20 protein-coding genes and 1 tRNA gene are annotated in these 20966 nt (G+C 35.2%); 18 read left to right on the top strand and 3 right to left on the bottom strand.

Features of this window, described 5'->3' with window-relative positions:
- Positions 1-4: 4 nt before the first annotated feature.
- Positions 5-86: transfer RNA gene (locus LBU54_RS00585), tRNA-Leu, on the bottom strand.
- A 144-nt stretch (positions 87-230) separates the two neighbouring features.
- On the opposite strand from LBU54_RS00585, the gene LBU54_RS00590 reads away from it, so the two are divergent.
- The 3 genes from LBU54_RS00590 (at position 231) to pth (ending at position 2658) form a co-directional block, all read left to right on the top strand.
- Positions 231-1169, top strand: coding sequence for a ribose-phosphate pyrophosphokinase (locus LBU54_RS00590; RefSeq protein ID WP_224523972.1), 939 nt, complete (start codon positions 231-233; stop codon positions 1167-1169).
- A 138-nt stretch (positions 1170-1307) separates the two neighbouring features.
- Positions 1308-1952 (top strand): 50S ribosomal protein L25/general stress protein Ctc, encoded by a 645-nt coding sequence (locus LBU54_RS00595; protein WP_224523975.1) that lies wholly within the window; start codon positions 1308-1310, stop codon positions 1950-1952.
- A gap of 139 nt (positions 1953-2091) precedes the next feature.
- Entirely contained in the window at positions 2092-2658 is a 567-nt protein-coding gene (pth, locus tag LBU54_RS00600) for an aminoacyl-tRNA hydrolase (RefSeq protein ID WP_394370849.1), read from the top strand.
- A 41-nt stretch (positions 2659-2699) separates the two neighbouring features.
- Here the strand turns inward: pth and LBU54_RS00605 are convergent, their stop codons facing one another.
- A complete protein-coding gene (locus tag LBU54_RS00605; protein ID WP_224523980.1) occupies positions 2700-3599 on the bottom strand; it encodes a PorP/SprF family type IX secretion system membrane protein in 900 nt (299 codons plus the stop codon).
- Between the two features lie 28 nt (positions 3600-3627).
- Positions 3628-7917, bottom strand: a complete 4290-nt coding sequence (locus LBU54_RS00620; protein WP_449666789.1) for a thrombospondin type 3 repeat-containing protein — start codon at positions 7915-7917, stop codon at positions 3628-3630.
- A gap of 97 nt (positions 7918-8014) precedes the next feature.
- On the opposite strand from LBU54_RS00620, the gene LBU54_RS00625 reads away from it, so the two are divergent.
- The 15 genes from LBU54_RS00625 (at position 8015) to LBU54_RS00695 (ending at position 20943) form a co-directional block, all read left to right on the top strand.
- Positions 8015-8929 carry a bifunctional riboflavin kinase/FAD synthetase gene (locus tag LBU54_RS00625; protein ID WP_317196314.1) on the top strand — a complete coding sequence of 305 codons (915 nt, stop codon included), beginning with the start codon at positions 8015-8017 and terminating at the stop codon, positions 8927-8929.
- Positions 8922-10229: an HTTM domain-containing protein gene (locus LBU54_RS00630; RefSeq protein ID WP_224523983.1), complete on the top strand. Its 1308-nt coding sequence runs from the start codon at positions 8922-8924 to the stop codon at positions 10227-10229. The genes LBU54_RS00625 and LBU54_RS00630 overlap by 8 nt, the downstream gene beginning before the upstream one ends.
- A gap of 89 nt (positions 10230-10318) precedes the next feature.
- Entirely contained in the window at positions 10319-11590 is a 1272-nt protein-coding gene (gene serS / locus LBU54_RS00635) for a serine--tRNA ligase (protein WP_224523988.1), read from the top strand.
- 389 nt (positions 11591-11979) lie between these two features.
- Entirely contained in the window at positions 11980-13782 is a 1803-nt protein-coding gene (locus tag LBU54_RS00640) for a tetratricopeptide repeat protein (protein WP_224524000.1), read from the top strand.
- A 70-nt stretch (positions 13783-13852) separates the two neighbouring features.
- Positions 13853-14185 (top strand): DUF4286 family protein, encoded by a 333-nt coding sequence (locus tag LBU54_RS00645; protein WP_224524002.1) that lies wholly within the window; start codon positions 13853-13855, stop codon positions 14183-14185.
- A gap of 4 nt (positions 14186-14189) precedes the next feature.
- A complete protein-coding gene (gene rsmA / locus LBU54_RS00650) occupies positions 14190-14975 on the top strand; it encodes a 16S rRNA (adenine(1518)-N(6)/adenine(1519)-N(6))-dimethyltransferase RsmA (protein ID WP_224524015.1) in 786 nt (261 codons plus the stop codon).
- 50 nt (positions 14976-15025) lie between these two features.
- On the top strand, positions 15026-16396 hold the full coding sequence (gene mgtE, locus LBU54_RS00655; RefSeq protein WP_224524017.1) for a magnesium transporter: 1371 nt from the start codon (positions 15026-15028) through the stop codon (positions 16394-16396).
- 26 nt (positions 16397-16422) lie between these two features.
- Positions 16423-16788: a cupin domain-containing protein gene (locus LBU54_RS00660; RefSeq protein ID WP_224524020.1), complete on the top strand. Its 366-nt coding sequence runs from the start codon at positions 16423-16425 to the stop codon at positions 16786-16788.
- A 2-nt stretch (positions 16789-16790) separates the two neighbouring features.
- Positions 16791-17504 carry a DUF6090 family protein gene (locus LBU54_RS00665; RefSeq protein WP_224524022.1) on the top strand — a complete coding sequence of 238 codons (714 nt, stop codon included), beginning with the start codon at positions 16791-16793 and terminating at the stop codon, positions 17502-17504.
- 27 nt (positions 17505-17531) lie between these two features.
- The gene (locus tag LBU54_RS00670) at positions 17532-18509 is read left to right on the top strand and encodes a 2-hydroxyacid dehydrogenase (RefSeq protein WP_224524026.1); all 978 of its coding nucleotides are present in this window, start codon (positions 17532-17534) and stop codon (positions 18507-18509) included.
- 9 nt (positions 18510-18518) lie between these two features.
- Positions 18519-18929 carry a response regulator transcription factor gene (locus tag LBU54_RS00675; protein WP_224524030.1) on the top strand — a complete coding sequence of 137 codons (411 nt, stop codon included), beginning with the start codon at positions 18519-18521 and terminating at the stop codon, positions 18927-18929.
- Positions 18930-19031: 102 nt separating this feature from the next.
- Complete coding sequence (locus tag LBU54_RS00680) at positions 19032-19538, top strand: DUF4199 domain-containing protein (RefSeq protein WP_224524032.1); 507 nt, start codon at positions 19032-19034, stop codon at positions 19536-19538.
- A gap of 19 nt (positions 19539-19557) precedes the next feature.
- Complete coding sequence (locus LBU54_RS00685; protein WP_224524044.1) at positions 19558-20013, top strand: DUF1801 domain-containing protein; 456 nt, start codon at positions 19558-19560, stop codon at positions 20011-20013.
- Between the two features lie 4 nt (positions 20014-20017).
- The gene (locus LBU54_RS00690; RefSeq protein WP_224524047.1) at positions 20018-20404 is read left to right on the top strand and encodes a VOC family protein; all 387 of its coding nucleotides are present in this window, start codon (positions 20018-20020) and stop codon (positions 20402-20404) included.
- Positions 20405-20463: 59 nt separating this feature from the next.
- Complete coding sequence (locus LBU54_RS00695) at positions 20464-20943, top strand: YtxH domain-containing protein (RefSeq protein WP_224524061.1); 480 nt, start codon at positions 20464-20466, stop codon at positions 20941-20943.
- The last annotated feature ends 23 nt before the right edge of the window (positions 20944-20966 follow it).

Genomic DNA, 20966 nt, shown 5'->3' on the forward strand with positions numbered 1-20966 from the left:
ATTGTACTCAAGGTGGGAATCGAACCCACACTCCCGAAGGAACTGGATTTTGAATCCAGCGCGTCTACCAATTCCGCCACTTGAGCAAAACGGGACGACAAAAATAGAAAATATTTCTCTTGAGCCAATAAAAAAGGGGTAGTTTTATACTTCTATGCGCAAATTATTTTCCTAAATTTGCGCTTTATCTTTAACCCTGATTAATTAACTCTAATTACCATCTAATTACCATGCCATTTGCCACAGAAGCCAAAATTTTTACATGCTCCCAAAGTCGTTACCTAGCAGAAGAAATTGCAAAAGCCTATGGTGAGAAATTAGGGAATGTCATTACCTCTACATACAGTGATGGAGAATTTCAACCTTCATATGAAGAATCCATTCGAGGTACTCGAATTTTTATAATAGGGTCTACTCATCCAGGTCCCGAAAATTTAATGGAAATGCTTTTAATGATTGATGCCGCCAAGCGTGCATCAGCAAGGCACATTACTGCGGTAATGCCTTATTTTGGTTGGGCTAGGCAAGACAGAAAAGACAAACCAAGGGTGCCTATTGCCGCGAAGCTTGTTGCAAAAATGTTGGAGGCTGCCGGAGCAACTCGAATTATTACAATGGATTTGCATGCAGATCAGATACAAGGATTTTTTGAAAAACCAGTAGATCATCTCTTTGCGTCAACTATATTTTTGCCTTACTTAAAAAGTTTAAACTTAGAAAACTTAACCATAGCATCTCCAGATATGGGAGGTTCTAAACGTGCATACTCCTATTCAAAAGCATTGTTGAGTGATGTTGTTATTTGTTATAAGCAACGTGCAAAAGCGAATGTTATTTCCCATATGGAACTAATTGGAGACGTTACCGGTAAAAACGTAGTTTTGGTTGATGACATGGTAGATACTGCTGGCACTTTAACTAAAGCTGCAGATCTAATGATGGAGCGTGGCGCATTAAGTGTAAGAGCAATTTGTACGCATCCTATTCTTTCAGGAAGCGCATATGAACGACTAGAAAATTCAGCACTGCAAGAACTTATTGTTACGGACTCCATTCCTCTTAGAAAGGAAAGTAAAAAACTTAAAGTTTTAACTTGTGCAAACTTGTTTGCAGAGGTTATGAACAATGTTCACAACAATCAATCCATTAGTAATAAATTTATACTCTAATTTATCGGCTTCACTTTTGTCTACTAGTGATTATTTACATTAAAAAAAGTTGCTAAATACTAGTATTTCAACGATATATTCTTAAATTTGCACCCCTTTTACAGGGATAAATCATATTTAATAATAAACAATTTCAAAATGAAATCAATTACAATCAATGGATCTCAAAGAGAAAGCGTAGGCAAAAAGTCAACAAAAGCCTTACGTAATGCTGGTCAGGTTCCTTGCGTATTATACGGAGGAGATAAGCCACTACATTTCTCTGCACCAGAATTGGCTTTCTCAAAGTTAGTGTATACTCCAGATGCGCATACTGTTGTGATTGCCTTGGAAAATGGCGAAACTTATAATGCTGTAATGCAAGATATTCAGTTTCACCCCGTAACAGATAGAATACTTCATGTAGACTTCTATCAAATATTTGAAAATAAAGAAATCACTATGGATATTCCTGTTAAAACAGTAGGAACGTCTAAAGGTGTTTTAAATGGTGGTAATTTAAGAAGACCTTATCGTAAATTAAGAGTAAAGGCTATTCCATCTAAATTACCGGACTTTATTGAAATTGACATTACTCCATTAAAAATTGGAAGTAAGTTATACATCAGTGAATTAAGAAATGACGATTATAAGTTACTACATCCAGACAACACGGTTGTTTGCCAGGTTAGACGTAGTAGACTTGCAATTGTTGATTTAGAAGAGGAAGAAGAGGAAGGAGCAGAAGAAGGAGCAACTGCAGATGCAAGTGCAGATTCGCCTGCTACCGAAGCTCAAGAATAAGCAAAGCTTTACAGCATACAAAAAAAGCATTCTATAACGGAATGCTTTTTTATTTTTGCACAAACATGTATGCATGTGGGATAAAATTAGAAAGTGGCTTGGTTTTGGTAGTGCTAAAAGAGAAGTACAATTTAACACGATGAAAAAGTATTTGGTTGTTGGTCTTGGTAATATTGGTGAAAAATATGCTGGTACTAGACATAATATTGGTTTTCAGATTTTAGATCATTTAGCCAATACAGAAGAACTGTCTTTTAAATCTGCAAAGCTTGGTGATATTTCCTCATTAAAAATAAAAGGACGCTCCGTCCTATTATTAAAACCTAGTACCTACATGAATCTCAGTGGTAAGTCAGTTAAATATTGGCTTACTAAGGAAAAAATACCTGTAGAAAACCTCCTTATTATTACTGACGATCTAAATATTCCATTTGGGACCCTGCGATTAAAGACAAAAGGAAGCGATGGTGGTCACAATGGCTTAAAAGATATTCAAGAAAAGTTGCAAACCACAAAATACAATAGATTTAGATTTGGCATAAGTGATAGCTTCAATAAAGGAAGTCAAGTTGATTATGTTCTTGGTGAATGGACTGAAGAAGAAAAAACTAAATTAAAGGAGCGACTTGACAAATCTGCAGAATTGATTCGTTCTTTCGTTTTTTCTGGAGTCAACAATACAATGAATCAATTTAATGGAAAATGAAAAAAGCCGTCAAATAACGGCTTTTTTCATTTACTTAAATATTAATCTGTTCTGCTAAAGACGAATCTAATAAAGACTTCGTGCGTACCATTACTGTTATTTGAAATTTCATCTCTAGTTGAGCTTTCATAGGCATAACCTATATCCAACCAATCTGCAAGGTTTATCATCATTAGACCACCAAAAGCTTCATCTGTACGGTATGCAAGTCCAACTTCAAATCTATTGTAAAACCTAAAGGCTCCCGTTAGATCAACCGATAGCGGTGTCCCATCTACATACCTAACCATTGTAGATGGTCTAAACTCAGTATTGTCACTAATCCTAAAGTTGTACCCGCCTGAAATATATATATGAGCTTCTTGAGTCGCTTGGGTTACTCTCCCATCGGCTTCGTCTAGTCGTTCCGTGGACAATATTCTTGGTACAGAGAGCGATACAAAATACTTGTCGTGCATTAAATAAGCACCAGCTCCAAAATTCGGTCTAAAACCGCTATCAATATTACCCAATGCAGGGTCGTCTGGCAAACCAATATTTGTGAGATTTCCTCTATCTATATCGTAAGTGCTACCACCTGCTTTTAAGCCTAAAAATAGATCTGCCGTTTCCGAAACTTGCAGTTTATAAGAAAAATCAATGTTAAAACTTGTTTGATTTTCAATAAAAACCTGGTCACTTACTATAGATAAGCCTATCCCAACCTTTTCTCCTAATGGTCTTGAATAAAAGAAACTCTGCGTTTCTGGTGCTCCAATTACACTTATCCATTGACTTCTAAAATTCGATGTTAGGTTGGCCGTACCATCAGCTCCAGCATATGCAGGATTGATAACATTCATTGTGTATCTATACAACGTATAATTTGGTTCTTGTTGAGCATATACAGACTCAAACAAAAGAATTGCAATTATGATTAATGTGTTTTTATATAATTTCATTGTGTTCATTTATTTAAGTTATATATGCTTAAAGTGTTAGGTAAATCCATCCTGTTAATACGACTGTACCATCACCATTTTGATCAACCTGATAATAATATGATCCTGTTGGTAATGTATCACCACTATAAGTACCATTCCAATCGTTATTATAACCTCGAGTACTAAACACTTCTCTTCCCCAGCGATTAAATACCTTGACACTTGCATTAGGGAATCTATCTGCATTAATAATAATCCATGTATCATTTATACCATCACCATTTGGTGTTAGTACATCATTGACAATTAACCCATCACAAACATCTCCTATACCGTTTCCATTTACATCTTTTTGATCTGGGTTTACATCAAACTGGCAATTATCATCTATGTCTAGTACACCATCATTATCGTCATCATCATCACAGATATCACCTAAACCGTCCATGTCATTATCTGCTTGGTCTGGGTTTGGAGTTGTTGGACAATTATCAACAGCATTTAAAACACCATCTCCATCAATATCCTCATCACAGACATCTCCTATACCATCGTTATCCAAATCCGCTTGATCTGTATTGGCTGTTTCTGGACAGTTATCATCATCGTTTTGAATTGTATCACCATCTATATCATTTGGATCTCTTGTGCCACAGACTTCTAGTGTAAACTCTTCAATTGTTCCACCATCTAAGGCGCCAAAAGTATCTGTTACGGTTAAGGTCCAAGTCCCTGCAGAGAAATCGCCATTAAAATCGTTTAAATCTCCTTCTGGAATAAACGTTCCAGTGAATGGTGCAGATGCTCCCGTAATAGGTATTGAAGCGTCTTGATCAAACGTTGTATCTATATAATCTTGGGCAAATATCGCACCATTACCTGTAGATAACTCCACGGTAACTCCTGTTGGGCTAGTAATGAAAACATCCAAATCACTCACCCAGGTATGGGGAATTGTAATGGTTACGTTAACATCAGAAATAATGAGAACTTCCTGAATATCAACACTTACAGTATATGTTGCATCTTCGCCACTATCTGCAATTGTAACAGGTGTTTCACTAGATGTCTGGATATCACATTCTATATCACAAACATCTCCAATCCCGTTATTGTTAAAATCTGATTGATCTGCATTAGGTGTTTCAGGACAATTATCATCCACATTTAAAACACCGTCACCATCGATATCGTCATCACAAACATCTCCAATCCCATCATTATCGATATCAGATTGGTCAACATTTGCAACAGTAGGACAATTATCCTCATCGTTTGGTATGCCGTCACTATCGATATCTGGCTGAGGACTTCCGCAAATTTCAAGTGACCAGCTATCTATGCTTCCTGTGTCTATCCCGGCATTGTCCGAAACATTCAAAGTCCATGTTCCACCAGAAAATCCACCTATTAAAACGGCAAGGTCTTCATCTGGCAAAAATTCTCCTGTAAAAGGTGCCGAGCCATCTGCAATTGGAGTTGTTGCATTGGTGGTGAATACCGTACCTATAAAATTATCGCCACTTCCACCATTTCTATCAGATAAAATAACCTCTGTACCATTTGGTGCTCTTAAAGTTAAGATTAAATCGGCATCGAACGTATGAGTAATATTCACCGTAACTATAATATCTGTTATAAGAGACGTAACGGGAACATTAATAGAAGATTCTGCTCCTACTGGGTTATTATCAGGGATATTTATTGGTGTATCTGATGAATTGTAAACCGTACAAAATATATTGGCAGTTGTAAATGAAGCCTCTGAATAATTACCTTGTCCACAATCGTTTATACTTCTAACCCTCCAAAAATACGCCGTTACTATATCTAAAGTCGTAACAATAAAAGTTGGATCTGTAACACTTCCATTAGCAACAATATTTGTAAAACCTGTATCTGTTGCAACATCAATTTCATATGAAGTTGCATTAGGATCTGCATCCCAAGTGAATACAGCATTACTTGCTTCAACAGTGTCAGAACCATCAGCTGGCGTCAATAAATTTAGAGTTGGATAGTTTGTGTCAAAAACGTTAAATGATACATCTGACGATTTTGTAATAGCTCCTGACGTCCCAGTTAATTGAATAGGATAATTGCCAATTGCAAGTCCACCTATTCCTGATATTGTGACTGTAACAGTAGTGCCATCTGCCGTTGCACTTGTTGGAGCAAACGTAGCTGTTGTGCCTGCAGGAAGACCTGTTGCACTAAAATCAGTTACTCCAGAAAAACCAAGAAACGTGTTATAGGTGAACGTATAAACTACATCATCAGGTGAGCAAACATCAATATTGGATTCATCTACATTTAAAACAAACTCAGATTCTTGAAGCGAAAAATTCGTTGAATTAATTGCATAGAATATATTATTATTGCCTTCAACCTTAACTCTGGCTGAGGATGAGTCACCTCCCGTTATAGGCACTGTAACAACGTGCTCACCATCATTGGGCACGTTAGATGCCATTACAAAAGGAAATGTAAAGCCGCCATCTGTAGAAAGTAATATATTAACTGTTGGTGTATTCACTGCGCCACTATCAGTTCCTGCAACATCCCATGTAACTGTCTGATTAGATCCAGCATCCCAAGTTTCATTCGTAGTTTGTGATGTTACAACAAAAGGTCCTGCGCCATCATCAACTGTTACTCCCATGCTATCAAAATCACTTTGTGGTGTTTGACCCACACCATCTGCCTCACTTCGGTCTCTTACAGTTAAGGCATAATTCAAGGTTCTAGACACATTTGAAACCGATTCCCAGGATGAATTGTCTACCGTTTCAGCAGGAAACTGTTCTGTTAATTCGCCAGCAATTACACGTTCAATTATTGGCATGTATCTATCTGGTGATGTGCTAGGTGGTCTGGATCGCCAAACGGAACCAGAGGTTAAATTAGGTCCAAAATTCCCTGAGGTTGTTACGCCATCATCTATTTGTTCCCATGTATAAGTGAGTATATCCGCTGTATCGGGATCAGTTGCATTTCCTCGAAGAACAAATGCGGTCCCAATTGGTATGGTATAATCATCACCGGCATCTGCAATAGGTGGATTGTTGGTTATTGCAGTTCCAACCCAACAAGTCCGTGTCTGTAAATTATTTAATATTTGAAGAATACTATAGTAGTGAAAATAAGGGTCAGAATGATCCTGTACATCATTTGGGCCTGTAATACCGGCATAGCCCATTATTGTGGTTCCACTTCCTGGTTCTGCATTAACACCTGTGCCTTCACTGCTGAATGAAAAGGTGTGATTTGCTCCCATCTGATGGCCAATTTCGTGAGGAACATAATCGATATCAAAGAAATCGGACATATACGGTCCACCATCATTGTCTAAAAATGAATGCGATGAAAATCCTGATCCTTTGGAGCCATCTACACAAACACAGCCTATACATCCTGCATTACCATTGTTACCTCCAAAATGGAATAAGTGGCCGACATCATAATTATCTTCACCAACTATTGATGTTAAAGTACCTTGTAATTCTCCGTTAAAACTTCCGAAATAAGGGTCTGTAGCAGTATCTGTAAATATTATCTCTGTTCCTGTTACCAATGTAAAGGTAACAGCCATATCGACTTCAAAAACTTCATTAGATCTGTTTAAGGTAGATACAACTTGTGCAAGTGCATCCTCTGCTGGCCCACCATTACCTGCGTCTCCATCATCCCAAAATCCAGTATATTCAGCTGTTGTAGAAATCGCAATTCTAAATGTTCTTAAGGTCTGGTCATTTGCGTCTCGACCTGTTAAGTTGCTTGCATCAATCGGGAAAAACTCTTCAGTTAAACAACTAAAATCTTTTATGTCTTCTATTCTAACTTCTCTAGAATAATTTATGTATTCAGTATTGTTTGTCCTAGTCAATGGTACGGTAAAACTCACTGGTTCATTTGGAGATGAAATCATAGTTTGGAGACCCTGCGGTGTGACACTAAATCTAGCCCTTGTCCCAGGTTTGTCAATACTAAAACCTAAGTAGGTTTTAATTTCGGGATATAATTCAGATAAATCACTTGATAAAACTGGCGCTTCAACGACATTAAATTGAACCAAATCCCCTTCATGGTTTGGAAGAAAAACTCTAACTGGCGATTGTGCAGTATTATCACCTCTAAGCGGTGCTTCGATAAGTTGTTCTTTTAAAGCATCTATATTAAGTCTAAAAGTTTGATAGTGCTTCGGATTAAGTTGCGATTGATTGACATTAATTAGCTCTGTTCGCTGTGTTTGTTGCCAATAGTTCTCTTGGGAGAATACTGAAAATACACATAAAAACATGGATAATGACAAAACAAAATGTAGCTTTGTTTTCATAAATTGTTGTGTAGAATATTAAAATTCTCCGAATTTAAAATTTTCTAAAGAAACACTAAATAGATTGTCAAAAAAATTATAAAATTCTTATCCATTCTTGAGTTTGACTGAAAAATCAGCAAAAGTTACAACAATAGGGACATTTGACGGCGTTCATATAGGGCATCAAAAAATATTGAATCGCGTGGTTAAACTTGCCAAAAAGCGTGGTTTTGAACCTGTTGTACTTACTCTTTTTCCACACCCAAGAATGGTTCTACAAAAAGACGATTCCATAAAACTTCTAAACACAATTGATGAGCGCGTAACAATTTTAAAGTCTTACGGCATTTCAGAAGTCGTAGTTAAAGAGTTTACCAAAGAATTTGCAAACTTATCTGCGCGAGACTACGTGCAAAAGATTTTAATTAATGAATTAAATACCAAACAAATTGTTATTGGGTATGATCATCACTTCGGCAAAAACAGAAGTGCAAATATTAATGACCTAAGACTTTTTGCTGAGGAATTTAAATTTACTATCGAGGAAATCTCAGCACAAGACATAAAAGATGTAACGGTTAGTTCTACCAAAATCAGGAATGCTTTAAATAATGGACAAGTTGCATTGGCCAATAGTTACTTAGGTTATAATTACTTTATTACCGGAAAAGTTGTAAAAGGTAAAGGGTTAGGTCGTAAGTTAGATTTCCCAACTGCCAATATTTATATAAAAGAAATCTACAAATTAATTCCTGCTGATGGAGTTTACGTCGTAAAATCGTCTTTTCATAATAGAGTAGTTTACGGTATGATGAATATTGGCAGTAACCCAACTGTTAGTGGTAAAGGCAGGTCCATTGAGGTAAACTTCTTTAATTTTAATGAAACGATTTATGGCGACATATTTAAAGTCGAATTTTTAAAACGACTTAGAAGTGAGCAGAAATTTGAAAACATTAATGCTCTAAAAGCACAATTGAAGAAAGACAGGTCTGATGCCCAAGATTACATCAAGCAACTAAATGAATAAAATTTTATTCAGACATATTGACAATTCTGGACTTGTAGTTTTTAGAATATTCTTTGGTCTCTTGTGTTTTCTAGAGTCTGTTGGTGCAGTGGTAACAGGTTGGGTAAAACGAACTTTAGTAGAGCCCGAATTTACATTTTCATTTATCGGGTTTGAATGGCTTCAACCATTACCAGGAAACTGGATGTATATCTATTACATAGTAATGGGTGTTTTTGGCCTTCTAATTATGGTTGGCTATAAATACCGATTTAGTATGCTTATGTTTGCTTTTATGTGGACCGCAACATATTTAATGCAAAAATCCGCATATAACAATCATTATTATCTCTTGTTTATTTTAAGTTTTTTAATGGTGCTTTTACCTGCACACCGTTATGCCTCAATTGACGTAAAACTAAATCCCAAAATAAAAAGTATTTCGATGCCAGCTTGGTGTAGATGGCTCTTTGTGATACAGTTGTTTATACTTTACACCTACGCTTCAATTGCCAAATTGTATCCGGATTGGTTGGATACTTCGGTAGTTGCATTATTAATGAAAGGTAAAGCTGGATACCCAATAATTGGAGAGTTCTTGCAGCAAAAAGGAACCCACTATTTTATTGCCTATGGAGGTATTTTGTTTGATGGTCTCATAATTCCGTTACTGCTATTTAAACCAACACGCCGAATTGCTTTTTTTGCATCAATCTTTTTTCACTTGTTCAATTCAATAGTATTTCAAATCGGTATTTTCCCTTACCTATCCTTAGCATTTAGTTTATTTTTCTTTAGACCTGAAACTGTTAAAGGAATTTTCCTAAAGAAAAAACCGCTCTATAAAGACCAAGAAGTTATTATTCCAAAAAATGCAAAGATCATTTCATTTGCCTTTATAATCTATTTTGTAATACATCTTGCATTACCCTTAAGACATTATTATTTTGAAGACGATGTGCTTTGGACTGAAGAGGGTCACCGCCTAGCCTGGCGTATGATGCTCAGGGCAAAATCTGGCAGTGCAACCTATAAGGTTGTAGATGTAAATTCAAAACAAACAATACCAATAAATCTCAACGATTACCTCACAAAAAAACAACAACACGGTGCTAAAACAAAGCCAGATTTTATTTGGCAATTTGCCCAACATCTTAGAAAGGACTTTGCTAAAAAAGGGCAATCTGTGAAAGTATACGTTCGTTCTTATGTAAGCGTTAACGGTAGGCCTTCCAAACCTTTTATAAATCCTAAAGTAGACATTGCCAATGAGCCATGGCATCACTTTAAACACCACGTCTGGATATTACCTTCAAAATAGAGTTTGCTTTTGTTTTTATCTGGTTAAATTCTTTTTACTTTTGTTTTTCGCCTTTAAGGCCTAAAGGCCACACCTTAATTAATAAAGATATGTTACAGGTTGCATTCATCCGAGAAAATAAGGAGGACGTTATCCAAAGATTAGCAAAGCGAAATATTGACGCATCTGCTATGATTAATGAAGCCATAACTCTTGATGAAGAAAGAAGAGCACTACAAGCTAAACTAGACAACACCAAAGCTGAATCTAATAGTATATCTAAAGAGATTGGGATTTTATTTAAAAATGGTCAAGCGCAGGAAGCAAATGAGCTGAAAACGAAAACAACCCAACTAAAGGAAGAAGCGAAAATCCTTGAGCAAGACCTTAACACTAAGGTTGAGACACTGAATGAACTTTTATACAAAATCCCAAATGTTCCTAATACCATTGTACCAAGTGGTAATACCGACGAAGACAACGAAGAGGTGTTTAGGGAAGGTGAGGTGCCAAGTCTTTCGGAAAGTGCACTTCCCCATTGGGAATTAGCAAAAAAGTATGACATTATTGATTTTGAACTAGGTACTAAGATTACTGGTGCAGGGTTTCCTGTTTATAAAGGAAAAGGTGCAAAATTACAACGTGCCTTAATAACCTATTTTTTAGATAAGAATACCGAAGCAGGATATACCGAGTACCAAGTTCCTCATTTGGTTAATGAAGCTTCAGGATTTGGAACCGGACAATTGCCAGACAAAGAGGGACAGATGTATCATGTAACTGCAGATAATCTCTATTTAATCCCAACAGCAGAAGTACCGGCAACTAATATTTTTAGAGATACAATACTTAATGAAAACGATCTGCCAATAAGTGTTACAGGTTATACACCATGTTTTAGACGTGAGGCGGGCAGTTACGGTGCGCATGTACGCGGTCTAAATCGATTGCACCAATTTGACAAGGTTGAAATTTTAAGAGTCGAGCATCCTAATAAATCTTATGAGGCATTAGACAGTATGGTGGAACATGTTAAGGGTATTCTTAAAGAATTAAAACTACCTTATCGAATTTTACGCCTTTGTGGAGGCGACCTAGGTTTTACCTCTGCACTTACTTACGATTTTGAGGTGTTTTCTACTGCACAAGATCGTTGGTTAGAAATTTCCTCTGTTTCCAACTTTGAAACCTTCCAAGCTAATCGTTTAAAGTTACGGTTTAAAAACAGTGATGGGAAAAATGAACTATGCCACACCTTAAATGGAAGTTCTCTTGCGCTTCCAAGAGTTTTAGCAGGTATTTTAGAAAATTACCAAACAGAGAATGGTATAAAAATACCTGACGTATTAGTGCCATACACTGGATTCGACCTAATTTCCTGACCATATTTACCCTTTTTATTTGGGTTATATGTTAAAAAAAAATGTTTTTTGTCGATTTTTCGTGTATTTCTTCGTTTATTTTCATTATTTTCGTCAAGTTAGTAATCCAAATCGATAACTAACCTATAAATGAAAAACATAAAACGACTCGTTTTGCTCGCAACTTTAGTTGTTATGGTAAGTAAAGTATTGTTTTAAAAACTAACATTCTAAACAAGAAAATAAAGAAACCTAGACAAAGTAACTGAATCATATTTTTATAACGAATAATGATTAATAGCACATTTATTTTGCTGGTCAAAATGCCTAAGCTCACCGTTTAGGCATTTTTTTATAATAACATTTACAATAAGTGGTTTCGCCATTTGTTATATTTACAAAATAGTGCTATGAAAAATTCACTTTTCCTTTTTTTAGTCCTCTTTGCACCGTTTTTTGGCTCTGCCCAAAATAACGAAGTATTGGCAGATAGTTACTATAAAAAAGGCGAATTCAAAAAAGCACTGGTTATTTATCAGAACTTACTAAAGGAGAAGCCCTACAGCTATAACTTCTTGTTTAAACTCGTTGAGACACATCAACAACTTGAGCAGTTCGCTGAGGCCCAGGATATACTTATTCAGCGATTGGAAAAACGACGAAACCCTACTCTGGTGGTAGAACTAGGTTACAATTACCAACTTCAAGACAGTTTAGAAAAAGCCAAGGACTTATATGAGGAAGCTATTGCGTATATCGATGATAAACCCAGCTATATTTATAGTATAGCTCGAAAATTCGAGGATCATTCTTTACTAGAAGAGGCAATTAGGATTTACGATAAAGGTAAGACACTAACACCAGACAAAAACTATAGCATTCAGCTCGCTAGGATTTATGGTGATCAAGGTAATATTGAAAAAATGTTTGAAAATTATATTGATTACGTTGAATATAAACCCAACTATCTCAACAATATTAAACGTGCAGTAAGTGATTTTATCTCAGAAGATAAGAGCAATGAAAACAATGTGTACCTAAGACGCCAACTACTTAAAAAAATTCAGCAAAACCCAAATCCTTATTGGTATGAAATGTTAAGTTGGCTTTACGTGCAGGAAAAAGCGTACGCTAAATCTTTTGTGCAGGAAAAAGCGCTATACAAAAGAAATCCTGTAAGTTTAGATCGCATTGTAGAATTGGCAATAACAGCATTGGATGACAATGACGCCGAAACTGCTAGAGATATTTTTAACTATATTCTAAATGCAACACAAGATGCCAGTACGGCACTCACTGCACACCAGTACATTTTAGAGATTGATTCTAAAAACGCAGATGATAAAGCACTTATTCGTATAGACAAAAAATACAATGAATTATTTGAGGAATATGGACTTTCTGAACTTACTCTACCGTTGCAACTTGCCTATGGTGAATTCCTAGCCTTTTATAAAAATGACACAATACAAGCAACTGCCTTTCTTAGACAAAGTATGAAACTAAATATTAGTCAGTTTCAAGAGGCGACTGTTAAATTATTGTTGGCCGACATATTGGTATTACAGGAAAAATTCAATGAAGCTCTTATCTTCTATTCTCAGATACAGGCCAATATGAAGAATAGTACAATCTCACAAGAAGCAAGATTTAAAGTTGCAAAAACAAGTTATTACAAGGGCGATTTTGATTGGGCAGAATCACAACTTAAAATACTTAAATCGTCAACCTCACAACTCATTGCAAACGATGCATTAGACCTTAAATTACTTATATCTGATAATAAGTACCAAGACAGTTCGCGTACGGCATTAAAATTATATGCGAAGGCTGATCTTTTTACTTTTCAGAAAAAGACAACCAAAGCAATTGATGTGCTCGATAAAATTCTGGAAGAACACAAGGGTGAAAGCATTATTGACCAAGCGCTTTTCAAACAAGCGCAACTATACACAGAAATTAAACAGTATGATAAAGCAGAGTCAAATTATTTATTAATCATTAAAGACTATAAAGAAGATATTTTAATGGATGATGCCCTTTATCATCTGGCTGAACTATATAATACACGACTGTCAAGACCAGAAGATGCGAAACAATTATACGAAACTATTGTTTTTGAACATGAGGATAGCATCTATTTTATTGAAGCACGAAAAAAATTCAGAATACTGAGAGGTGATAAAAATTATGAAATATTCATGGGTGGCTAAAGCTTTAATTTAGATCTGCTCGAACTTTCTTTTTATATCCAATCCATAATCTCAATTCAAAATCTAAACAATGTTAATATACAATGTAACCGTAAATATAGATGACTCTGTTCATGATGAATGGCTCAATTGGATAAAGGAACATATTCCACAGGTTTTGGCCACTGGAAAGTTTACAGAAGCCAAACTCACAAAGGTCTTAGTAGAAGAAGAAATGGGAGGCCAGACCTATTCCATTCAATACAAGGCTCATAATAGAGAAGCACTGAATAAATACTACAATGAAGATGCAGACCGATTAAGACAAGATGGCTTAAAACGATTTGCAGACAAAATGCTCGCCTTTAGAACAGAGTTGGAAATTGTAGACGAGTATACCGTAAATTTTACTAATTCAAATTAAAATAGTGCCAAGCAATAAGCAAGTTCGTGCAAAAAAACATCTAGGCCAACATTTTCTAAAAGATGAAAACATAGCCCAGAAAATTGCTAATACACTTAGTTTAAATTCATACAAAGACATCCTCGAAATTGGTCCAGGTATGGGTGTGCTAACCAAATATTTACTAGAAAAAAAAACATCCATTCACGTAATAGAAATCGATTCAGAATCTGTTTCCTATTTAAAAAATCACTATCCACAATTAGAAAATAGAATTTATGAAGAGGATTTTTTAAAGTATGACCTCAACAAAATTTTTAATGGTAGAAGCTTTGCAATAACGGGTAACTTTCCTTATAATATTTCATCACAAATAGTATTTAAAACTTTAGAAATTCGTAGTCAGGTACCAGAATTTTCTGGTATGTTCCAAAAGGAAGTAGCTCAACGCATTTGTTCTAAAGAAGGCTCAAAAATTTATGGTATACTATCTGTACTAACACAAGCCTTCTACGAGGCTGAATATTTGTTTACAGTACCATCTTCCGTTTTTAATCCACCACCAAAAGTAGATTCTGGTGTACTCATTTTAAAACGTAAAGAAAATTATCTACTCCCTTGTGATGAACAATTGTTTTATAAAGTTGTAAAGACAGGATTTCAACAACGCAGAAAAACACTCCGTAATAGTTTAAAAATTTTTAATCTTTCAGATAATTTAAAAGCAAATGCTATCTTTGGGAAGCGTCCAGAACAATTAAGTGTTACAGATTTTATTAATCTTACAGCACTAATTCAAAATGACAATTAATTAAACGTAAATTGTCATTTTTAGTTTTGTTACGAACAGGTTTAAATTGAATGGAAGAAATCCAAGATAACATACAATTTCAGCTAACTGATGAGCTTATTGAGCAGGTTGAAGTTCTTGTTGAAAACCAAAACGACAAGGAGCTTATTAAATTACTTAATGAGTTTCACTATGCTGATATTGCCGAGATTCTGGATGAGTTAGATCTAGATGATTCCATTTACCTTATAAAACTACTCGATTCTGAAACGACATCGGATATCCTGACGGAGTTGGATGAAGATACAAGGGAGAAAGTTCTAAAAAACCTTTCTGCAAAAGAAATCGCTGAAGAGGTTGAAGAGTTAGATACCGATGATGCAGCAGATCTAATCGCAGAACTTCCAGAAGAAAGGCGAGCTGAGGTCATTTCTAAAATTGAAGATGAAGAGCATAGAGAGGAAATAACCGAACTTTTAAAATACGAAGACAATACAGCTGGTAGTTTAATGGCCAAGGAATTGGTTAAGGTTTATGAAACTTGGACGGTTGCTGGTTGCTTAAGACGTATAAGAGGCCAGGCAAGAGAAGTAACCAGAGTGCACTCAATTTACGTAGTTAACAAGCAAGAAAAATTAATCGGGCGTTTGTCTCTTAAAGACTTAATCGTTGCCAAAAGTGAACAAAAAATAGCAGAAATTGCCAAGGATAATGTAGATTTTGTTCATGTGAATGATGATGTAGAAGATGTTGCTAAAGTAATGGCAAAATACGACCTTGAAGCCATACCTGTTGTAGATGATTTACAAACATTGTTAGGCAGAATAACCATCGACGATATTGTAGACGTCCTTAAAGAAGAAGCGGATAAAGATTATCAATTAGCTGCAGGTATTACCCAAGATGTTGATTCTGATGACAGTATAATAGAACTTACTCGTGCTCGATTACCTTGGCTGTTCTTAGGACTTATTGGAGGTGTCGGAGCCTTTGTAATTATGGAAGGCTTTCAGGAGGCCTTTAGTCAATATGCAGTACTATTCTTCTTTACGCCATTAATCGCAGCGATGGCAGGGAACGTTGGTGTACAATCTAGTGCAATAATTGTTCAAGGTCTAGCCAATGACGATATAAAAGGTAGTATAAATAGTAGGTTATTAAAAGAGATGTTATTAGCAACATTAAACGGCGTAATACTAGCTATTGTTCTCTTCCTTTTTGTCTGGATTTACATCGGTGAATTTGACAAAGCTATTGCAATTTCAGTATCACTAATAGCAGTAATAATAATTGCTGGTCTAATTGGGACATTTGTGCCATTATTTTTAGATAAACGAGGAATTGATCCCGCAATTGCGACTGGTCCATTCATTACAACTAGTAATGATATTCTGGGCATACTACTCTATTTCTGGATTGCCAAATTAATCCTTGGTATCTAATCCTAAGGTCTTCGTATCTTTGAGTTATGAAAGCCATTAGCATTAAAGAGAAATTTTCAAAGTTTAGTAAAAACTGGCATCCACATCAAATTGCCCTAGTTGATGACATGCAAGTAATTTTGGCCAAACTCAAAGGTGAATTTGTATGGCACAGCCACGAGCAAGAGGACGAATTATTCCAAGTTGTTAAAGGAACACTTTACATGCAATTTAGAGACCGAACAGAAATCGTTAAAGAAGGTGAACTAATTGTCGTACCAAAAGGTGTTGAGCACAATCCTAAAACCAAAGACGATGAGGAAGTGCATGTGTTGTTGTTCGAAAAAATTTCAACTGCACATACTGGGAATGTTCAGCATGAAAAAACACAAACTGAATACCCCAAGATTTAATTATGATTAAATTTTTTAGAAAAATACGCTACGAACTTATGAGTGAAAACAAGGGAGGTAAGTACTTTAAATATGCTATTGGTGAAATTGTCCTCGTGGTTGTGGGTATTCTTATTGCGCTACAAATTAATAATTGGAATGAAGGGAAAAAAACAAAGAAGTTTGAACATGAGATATTGAGAGATATCGCAGATGCCATTGATGGCAATTTCTTTCAAATAGATTTGAGTCTTAGAAACAACCAAGCTGCTGTTGCATCCGCAAATATTATTCTTAACGCCTTAGAAAATAATTTACCTTATCACGACTCTTTAGATTTCCATTTTTCTAAATCTATATCATGGGTTAGTGCTAAATTTAACAATCCCGCATATGAGAGTCTTAAGTCATATGGTGTCAATTTAATTACAAATGATACTATAAGAAGTCTTATTAGTATATATGACAATGGTTGGATGGAGACCTTAGCAGAAAGACAAGAAAATTATTTTTATAATACAGCATCACCAATTTTAACCAAGTTGTTTGATAAGGTAGCTATGAGAACAAAAATGAAACCTTTTGATTATGATAGATTAAAGGATTCTCAAGAGTATATTAGTATCTTAAATACATCTATCTCTAATAGAGAGGATCAAACATTCTGGTATAAAGAGTGGAAAGAATCATTAGATTTTCTTTTAAAGACTATCAACAATGAATTAAAAAATAATTAAAAAGTTCTGCCTTTACAGGAAGTGAAAATGACCATATTACACCTTGATAAAAACCACGACTTACTCATAAATCAACTGAATCAACTAGGATTTACAAATCATGAAGATTATAGTTCTTCTAAAGCTGAAGTAGAGGCTAAAATTTCTTCCTATGACGGAGTTATCTTGAGAAGTCGTTTTACAATTGACAAAGAATTTTTAGACAGAGCAACCAATCTTAAATTTATTGGTCGTGTTGGCGCTGGATTAGAAAATATTGATTGCGATTATGCCGATAAAAAAGGTGTTTATCTTATTTCCGCTCCAGAAGGCAATCGAAATGCTGTTGGAGAACATACATTAGGCATGATTCTATCTTTGTTCAACAATTTTAACAGAGCCAATCGAGAGGTAAGACAAGGTAAGTGGTTGCGCGAAGAAAATCGTGGTGTAGAGTTAGATGGAAAAACGGTTGGAATCATAGGTTACGGAAATATGGGAAAAGCCTTCTCCAAAAAACTAAAGGGCTTTGATGTTGAGGTGCTCTGTTATGACATTAAAGACAATGTAGGCGATGAAAACTGCAAACAAGTAACGTTAGAAGAACTTCAAGAAAGAATTGATGTCTTGAGTTTACATACACCACAAACGGCTTTGACAATAAACATGGTAAATACCACATTCATCAATAATTTCAAAAAGCCATTTTGGTTAATAAATACGGCACGTGGCAAAAGTGTGGTGACTGAAGATTTAGTTAGTGGATTAGAGTCTGGGAAAATACTAGGTGCAGGATTGGATGTATTAGAATACGAAAAATCCTCTTTTGAAAATTTGTTCAAATCTGAAGAATCTAAATTCAGGTGGATGCGAAAAGGAAAAAAATCAAATTTACCCGATGCCTTTCAGTACCTTATAAATGCAGACAATGTAATTCTTACACCACATGTTGCGGGATGGACCGCTGAAAGCCACATTAAACTCGCACAAACTATTGTAGATAAAATCAAAGCGAAATTTTGCTAATTTTAAGTCATGAAGAAAACTATCCTTGTTTTTGGATTACTTATTTTGGCATTGCTCTTGCTTTTTCAATTTGGCAAGTACACCATTATTTCAGGTGATATTAACATCGAAATTGTAATATCTGTCATTGCTGTCGTTTTCTTTTTCGTGGGTATTTACATCAATAAAAAAAGCTTGAACACACAAACCTCAGCAGCTGTCGATATTGATCATAATAAAATAAAAGATTTGGAGATCACATCGAGAGAATACGAGGTATTGAAATATATTTCTGAGGGCCTATCAAATAAGGAAATTGGTGAGCGATTATTTTTATCTGAAAGCACCATTAAAACCCATGTTTCTAATTTATTGCTAAAGTTGAATGCCAAACGTAGAACACAAGCAATACAAATCGCCAAAAACTTAAATATTATATAATATATCCAATTTTAGACTAAAGTACCAAGGCTATGGTACTTTAGTATGACCCTCAAAACTACTACTGAATTTACTTTTGCTGTGAATAAAAAATCATAACACATGAAAAATACAGTATTAAAATTTGGTAGCTACGGTTTAATATTAGGAGCCGTTATATTTGGATTAGCATTGACCTTAGGAAAGGGTCTTAGCACCTCAGCTCAGGAAATCATTGGCTATGGTTCAATGATTGCCGCTTTATCCTTTGTGTACTTTGGAATAAAACACTATCGAGATATCGTAAATGAAGGAAAAGTTTCGTTTAGCAAGGCACTTTTAATAGGTCTACTAATTTCTGCCTTCGTTGGTTTAGGTGTAGGAATAATGGATTATTTATACACAACGGTTATTAATCCAGATTTTGCGCAAGACTATCTTAAGACGACATTAGAATCTTATAAAACCATGTATTCTGGTGAAGAACTAACCGCCAAAAAAAACGAATTAATAAAACAAATGGAAGATTACGGTAGCTCTGGTTTTATGGCGACCCTCATGTTCTTTACAGTGCTTCTTATCGGATTAATCATTTCAATAATTTCAGGACTAATTTTACAACGTAAATAACAACTAAATCAATAATATTATGCATAACAAAATAGACACGCCCGAAGATTATATTAATCAACTTCCAGAAGAACGAAAGGTGCCCATTAGAAAACTGCACAATCTGATAAAAGATAATATGCCAGTTGGTTTGGAGGCAGGTATAGGTTATGGCATGTTGGCTTACTATGTACCCAAATCAAGATATCCTTCAGGTTATCACTGTAAACCTTTTCCTCCATTGCCATTCATTAATCTGGCATCGCAAAAGAATTTTATTGCACTTTACCACTCTGGCCTATATGCAAAAAAAGACCTTTACGATTGGTTCGTTGCCGAGTATCCGAAGCATGCAAAATATAAGCTTGATATGGGTAAAAGTTGCATGCGTTTTAAAAAGGTCGATGACATCCCATACCCTCTTATTAAAGAATTATTGGGAAAGATGTCTGTTAAAGAATGGATAGCCATTTATGAAAAATCTTTAAAAAAATAGCAAGATGAAAAAACGAGTTACTGGAATTGGTGGTCTTTTCTTTAAAAGTAAAGATCCAAAGGCCTCAAGAGAATGGTACAAAAAACACTTAGGCTTTAATACAGACGACTACGGCTGTACATTTTGGTGGAAAAACAAAGAGGGAAATGATTGTACTACACAATGGAGTGCTTTTAAGGATGATACCGAATACTTCAATCCTTCAAAAAAAGACTTCATGTTTAATTATCGGGTTGAAGATCTAAAAGGCCTTCTTAAAATTTTAAAAGATGAAGGTGTAACAATTGTAGGTGATATGGAGACATATGAGTATGGAAAGTTTGCATGGGTTCTTGATAATGAGGGTAATAAAATTGAATTGTGGGAACCGATTGATGCTGCTTTCAAATAAATTAGGTTACTTTTTTTATTAACTTTATAAATACTATTAACCATAAAAACAACTTAAAAATGGCAGACGATAATAAAGATTTAAAAGACGACCTAGATGATATGATTGGCGATGCCAAAGAAAGTGCAAAAAAAGCTGGGGATAAAATAAGCCAAAAGGCAAGTGAAATTGCGGATGATGCAAAAGAATTGGCTGGTGAAGCAAAGGAAAAAGCAACAGAATTTGCTGATGATGCAAAGGAAGTTTTAAGTGATGGTAAAAATATTGCAATTATAGCGCACCTAACTATTATAGGATGGGTAATCGCTTTGGTTATGAACTCCAATAATAAAACTGAAATAGGATCTTTTTATATAAGACAAATGTTAGGGCTATCAATAATTGCCTTTATCACTTCCTGGATACCAATACTTAATTTTTTAATATTTATTGTCCTTTTTGTTGCATGGATAATGAGTCTTGTAGGGGCGTTTAGTGGCGAAAAGAAAACAACCTTTTTGTTTGGCAATCAATTTCAAGAGTGGTTCAAAGGACTTTAAAGTAATTAAAAACCCAGAAATGT

Origin of the sequence: Winogradskyella alexanderae, assembly GCF_020166335.1 — a bacterium.
GTDB lineage: Bacteria > Bacteroidota > Bacteroidia > Flavobacteriales > Flavobacteriaceae > Winogradskyella > Winogradskyella alexanderae.

Excerpts from the sequence above, each read along its gene's own strand:
- LBU54_RS00590 (WP_224523972.1), top strand. The coding sequence starts at position 231 with ATGCCATTTGCCACAGAAGCCAAAATTTTTACATGCTCCCAAAGTCGT.
- LBU54_RS00595 (WP_224523975.1), top strand. The coding sequence starts at position 1,308 with ATGAAATCAATTACAATCAATGGATCTCAAAGAGAAAGCGTAGGCAAA.
- pth (WP_394370849.1), top strand. The coding sequence starts at position 2,092 with ATGAAAAAGTATTTGGTTGTTGGTCTTGGTAATATTGGTGAAAAATAT.
- LBU54_RS00605 (WP_224523980.1), bottom strand. The coding sequence starts at position 3,599 with ATGAAATTATATAAAAACACATTAATCATAATTGCAATTCTTTTGTTT.
- LBU54_RS00620 (WP_449666789.1), bottom strand. The coding sequence starts at position 7,917 with ATGAAAACAAAGCTACATTTTGTTTTGTCATTATCCATGTTTTTATGT.
- LBU54_RS00630 (WP_224523983.1), top strand. The coding sequence starts at position 8,922 with ATGAATAAAATTTTATTCAGACATATTGACAATTCTGGACTTGTAGTT.
- serS (WP_224523988.1), top strand. The coding sequence starts at position 10,319 with ATGTTACAGGTTGCATTCATCCGAGAAAATAAGGAGGACGTTATCCAA.
- LBU54_RS00640 (WP_224524000.1), top strand. The coding sequence starts at position 11,980 with ATGAAAAATTCACTTTTCCTTTTTTTAGTCCTCTTTGCACCGTTTTTT.
- LBU54_RS00645 (WP_224524002.1), top strand. The coding sequence starts at position 13,853 with ATGTTAATATACAATGTAACCGTAAATATAGATGACTCTGTTCATGAT.
- mgtE (WP_224524017.1), top strand. The coding sequence starts at position 15,026 with ATGGAAGAAATCCAAGATAACATACAATTTCAGCTAACTGATGAGCTT.
- LBU54_RS00660 (WP_224524020.1), top strand. The coding sequence starts at position 16,423 with ATGAAAGCCATTAGCATTAAAGAGAAATTTTCAAAGTTTAGTAAAAAC.
- LBU54_RS00665 (WP_224524022.1), top strand. The coding sequence starts at position 16,791 with ATGATTAAATTTTTTAGAAAAATACGCTACGAACTTATGAGTGAAAAC.
- LBU54_RS00670 (WP_224524026.1), top strand. The coding sequence starts at position 17,532 with ATGACCATATTACACCTTGATAAAAACCACGACTTACTCATAAATCAA.
- LBU54_RS00675 (WP_224524030.1), top strand. The coding sequence starts at position 18,519 with ATGAAGAAAACTATCCTTGTTTTTGGATTACTTATTTTGGCATTGCTC.
- LBU54_RS00680 (WP_224524032.1), top strand. The coding sequence starts at position 19,032 with ATGAAAAATACAGTATTAAAATTTGGTAGCTACGGTTTAATATTAGGA.
- LBU54_RS00685 (WP_224524044.1), top strand. The coding sequence starts at position 19,558 with ATGCATAACAAAATAGACACGCCCGAAGATTATATTAATCAACTTCCA.
- LBU54_RS00690 (WP_224524047.1), top strand. The coding sequence starts at position 20,018 with ATGAAAAAACGAGTTACTGGAATTGGTGGTCTTTTCTTTAAAAGTAAA.
- LBU54_RS00695 (WP_224524061.1), top strand. The coding sequence starts at position 20,464 with ATGGCAGACGATAATAAAGATTTAAAAGACGACCTAGATGATATGATT.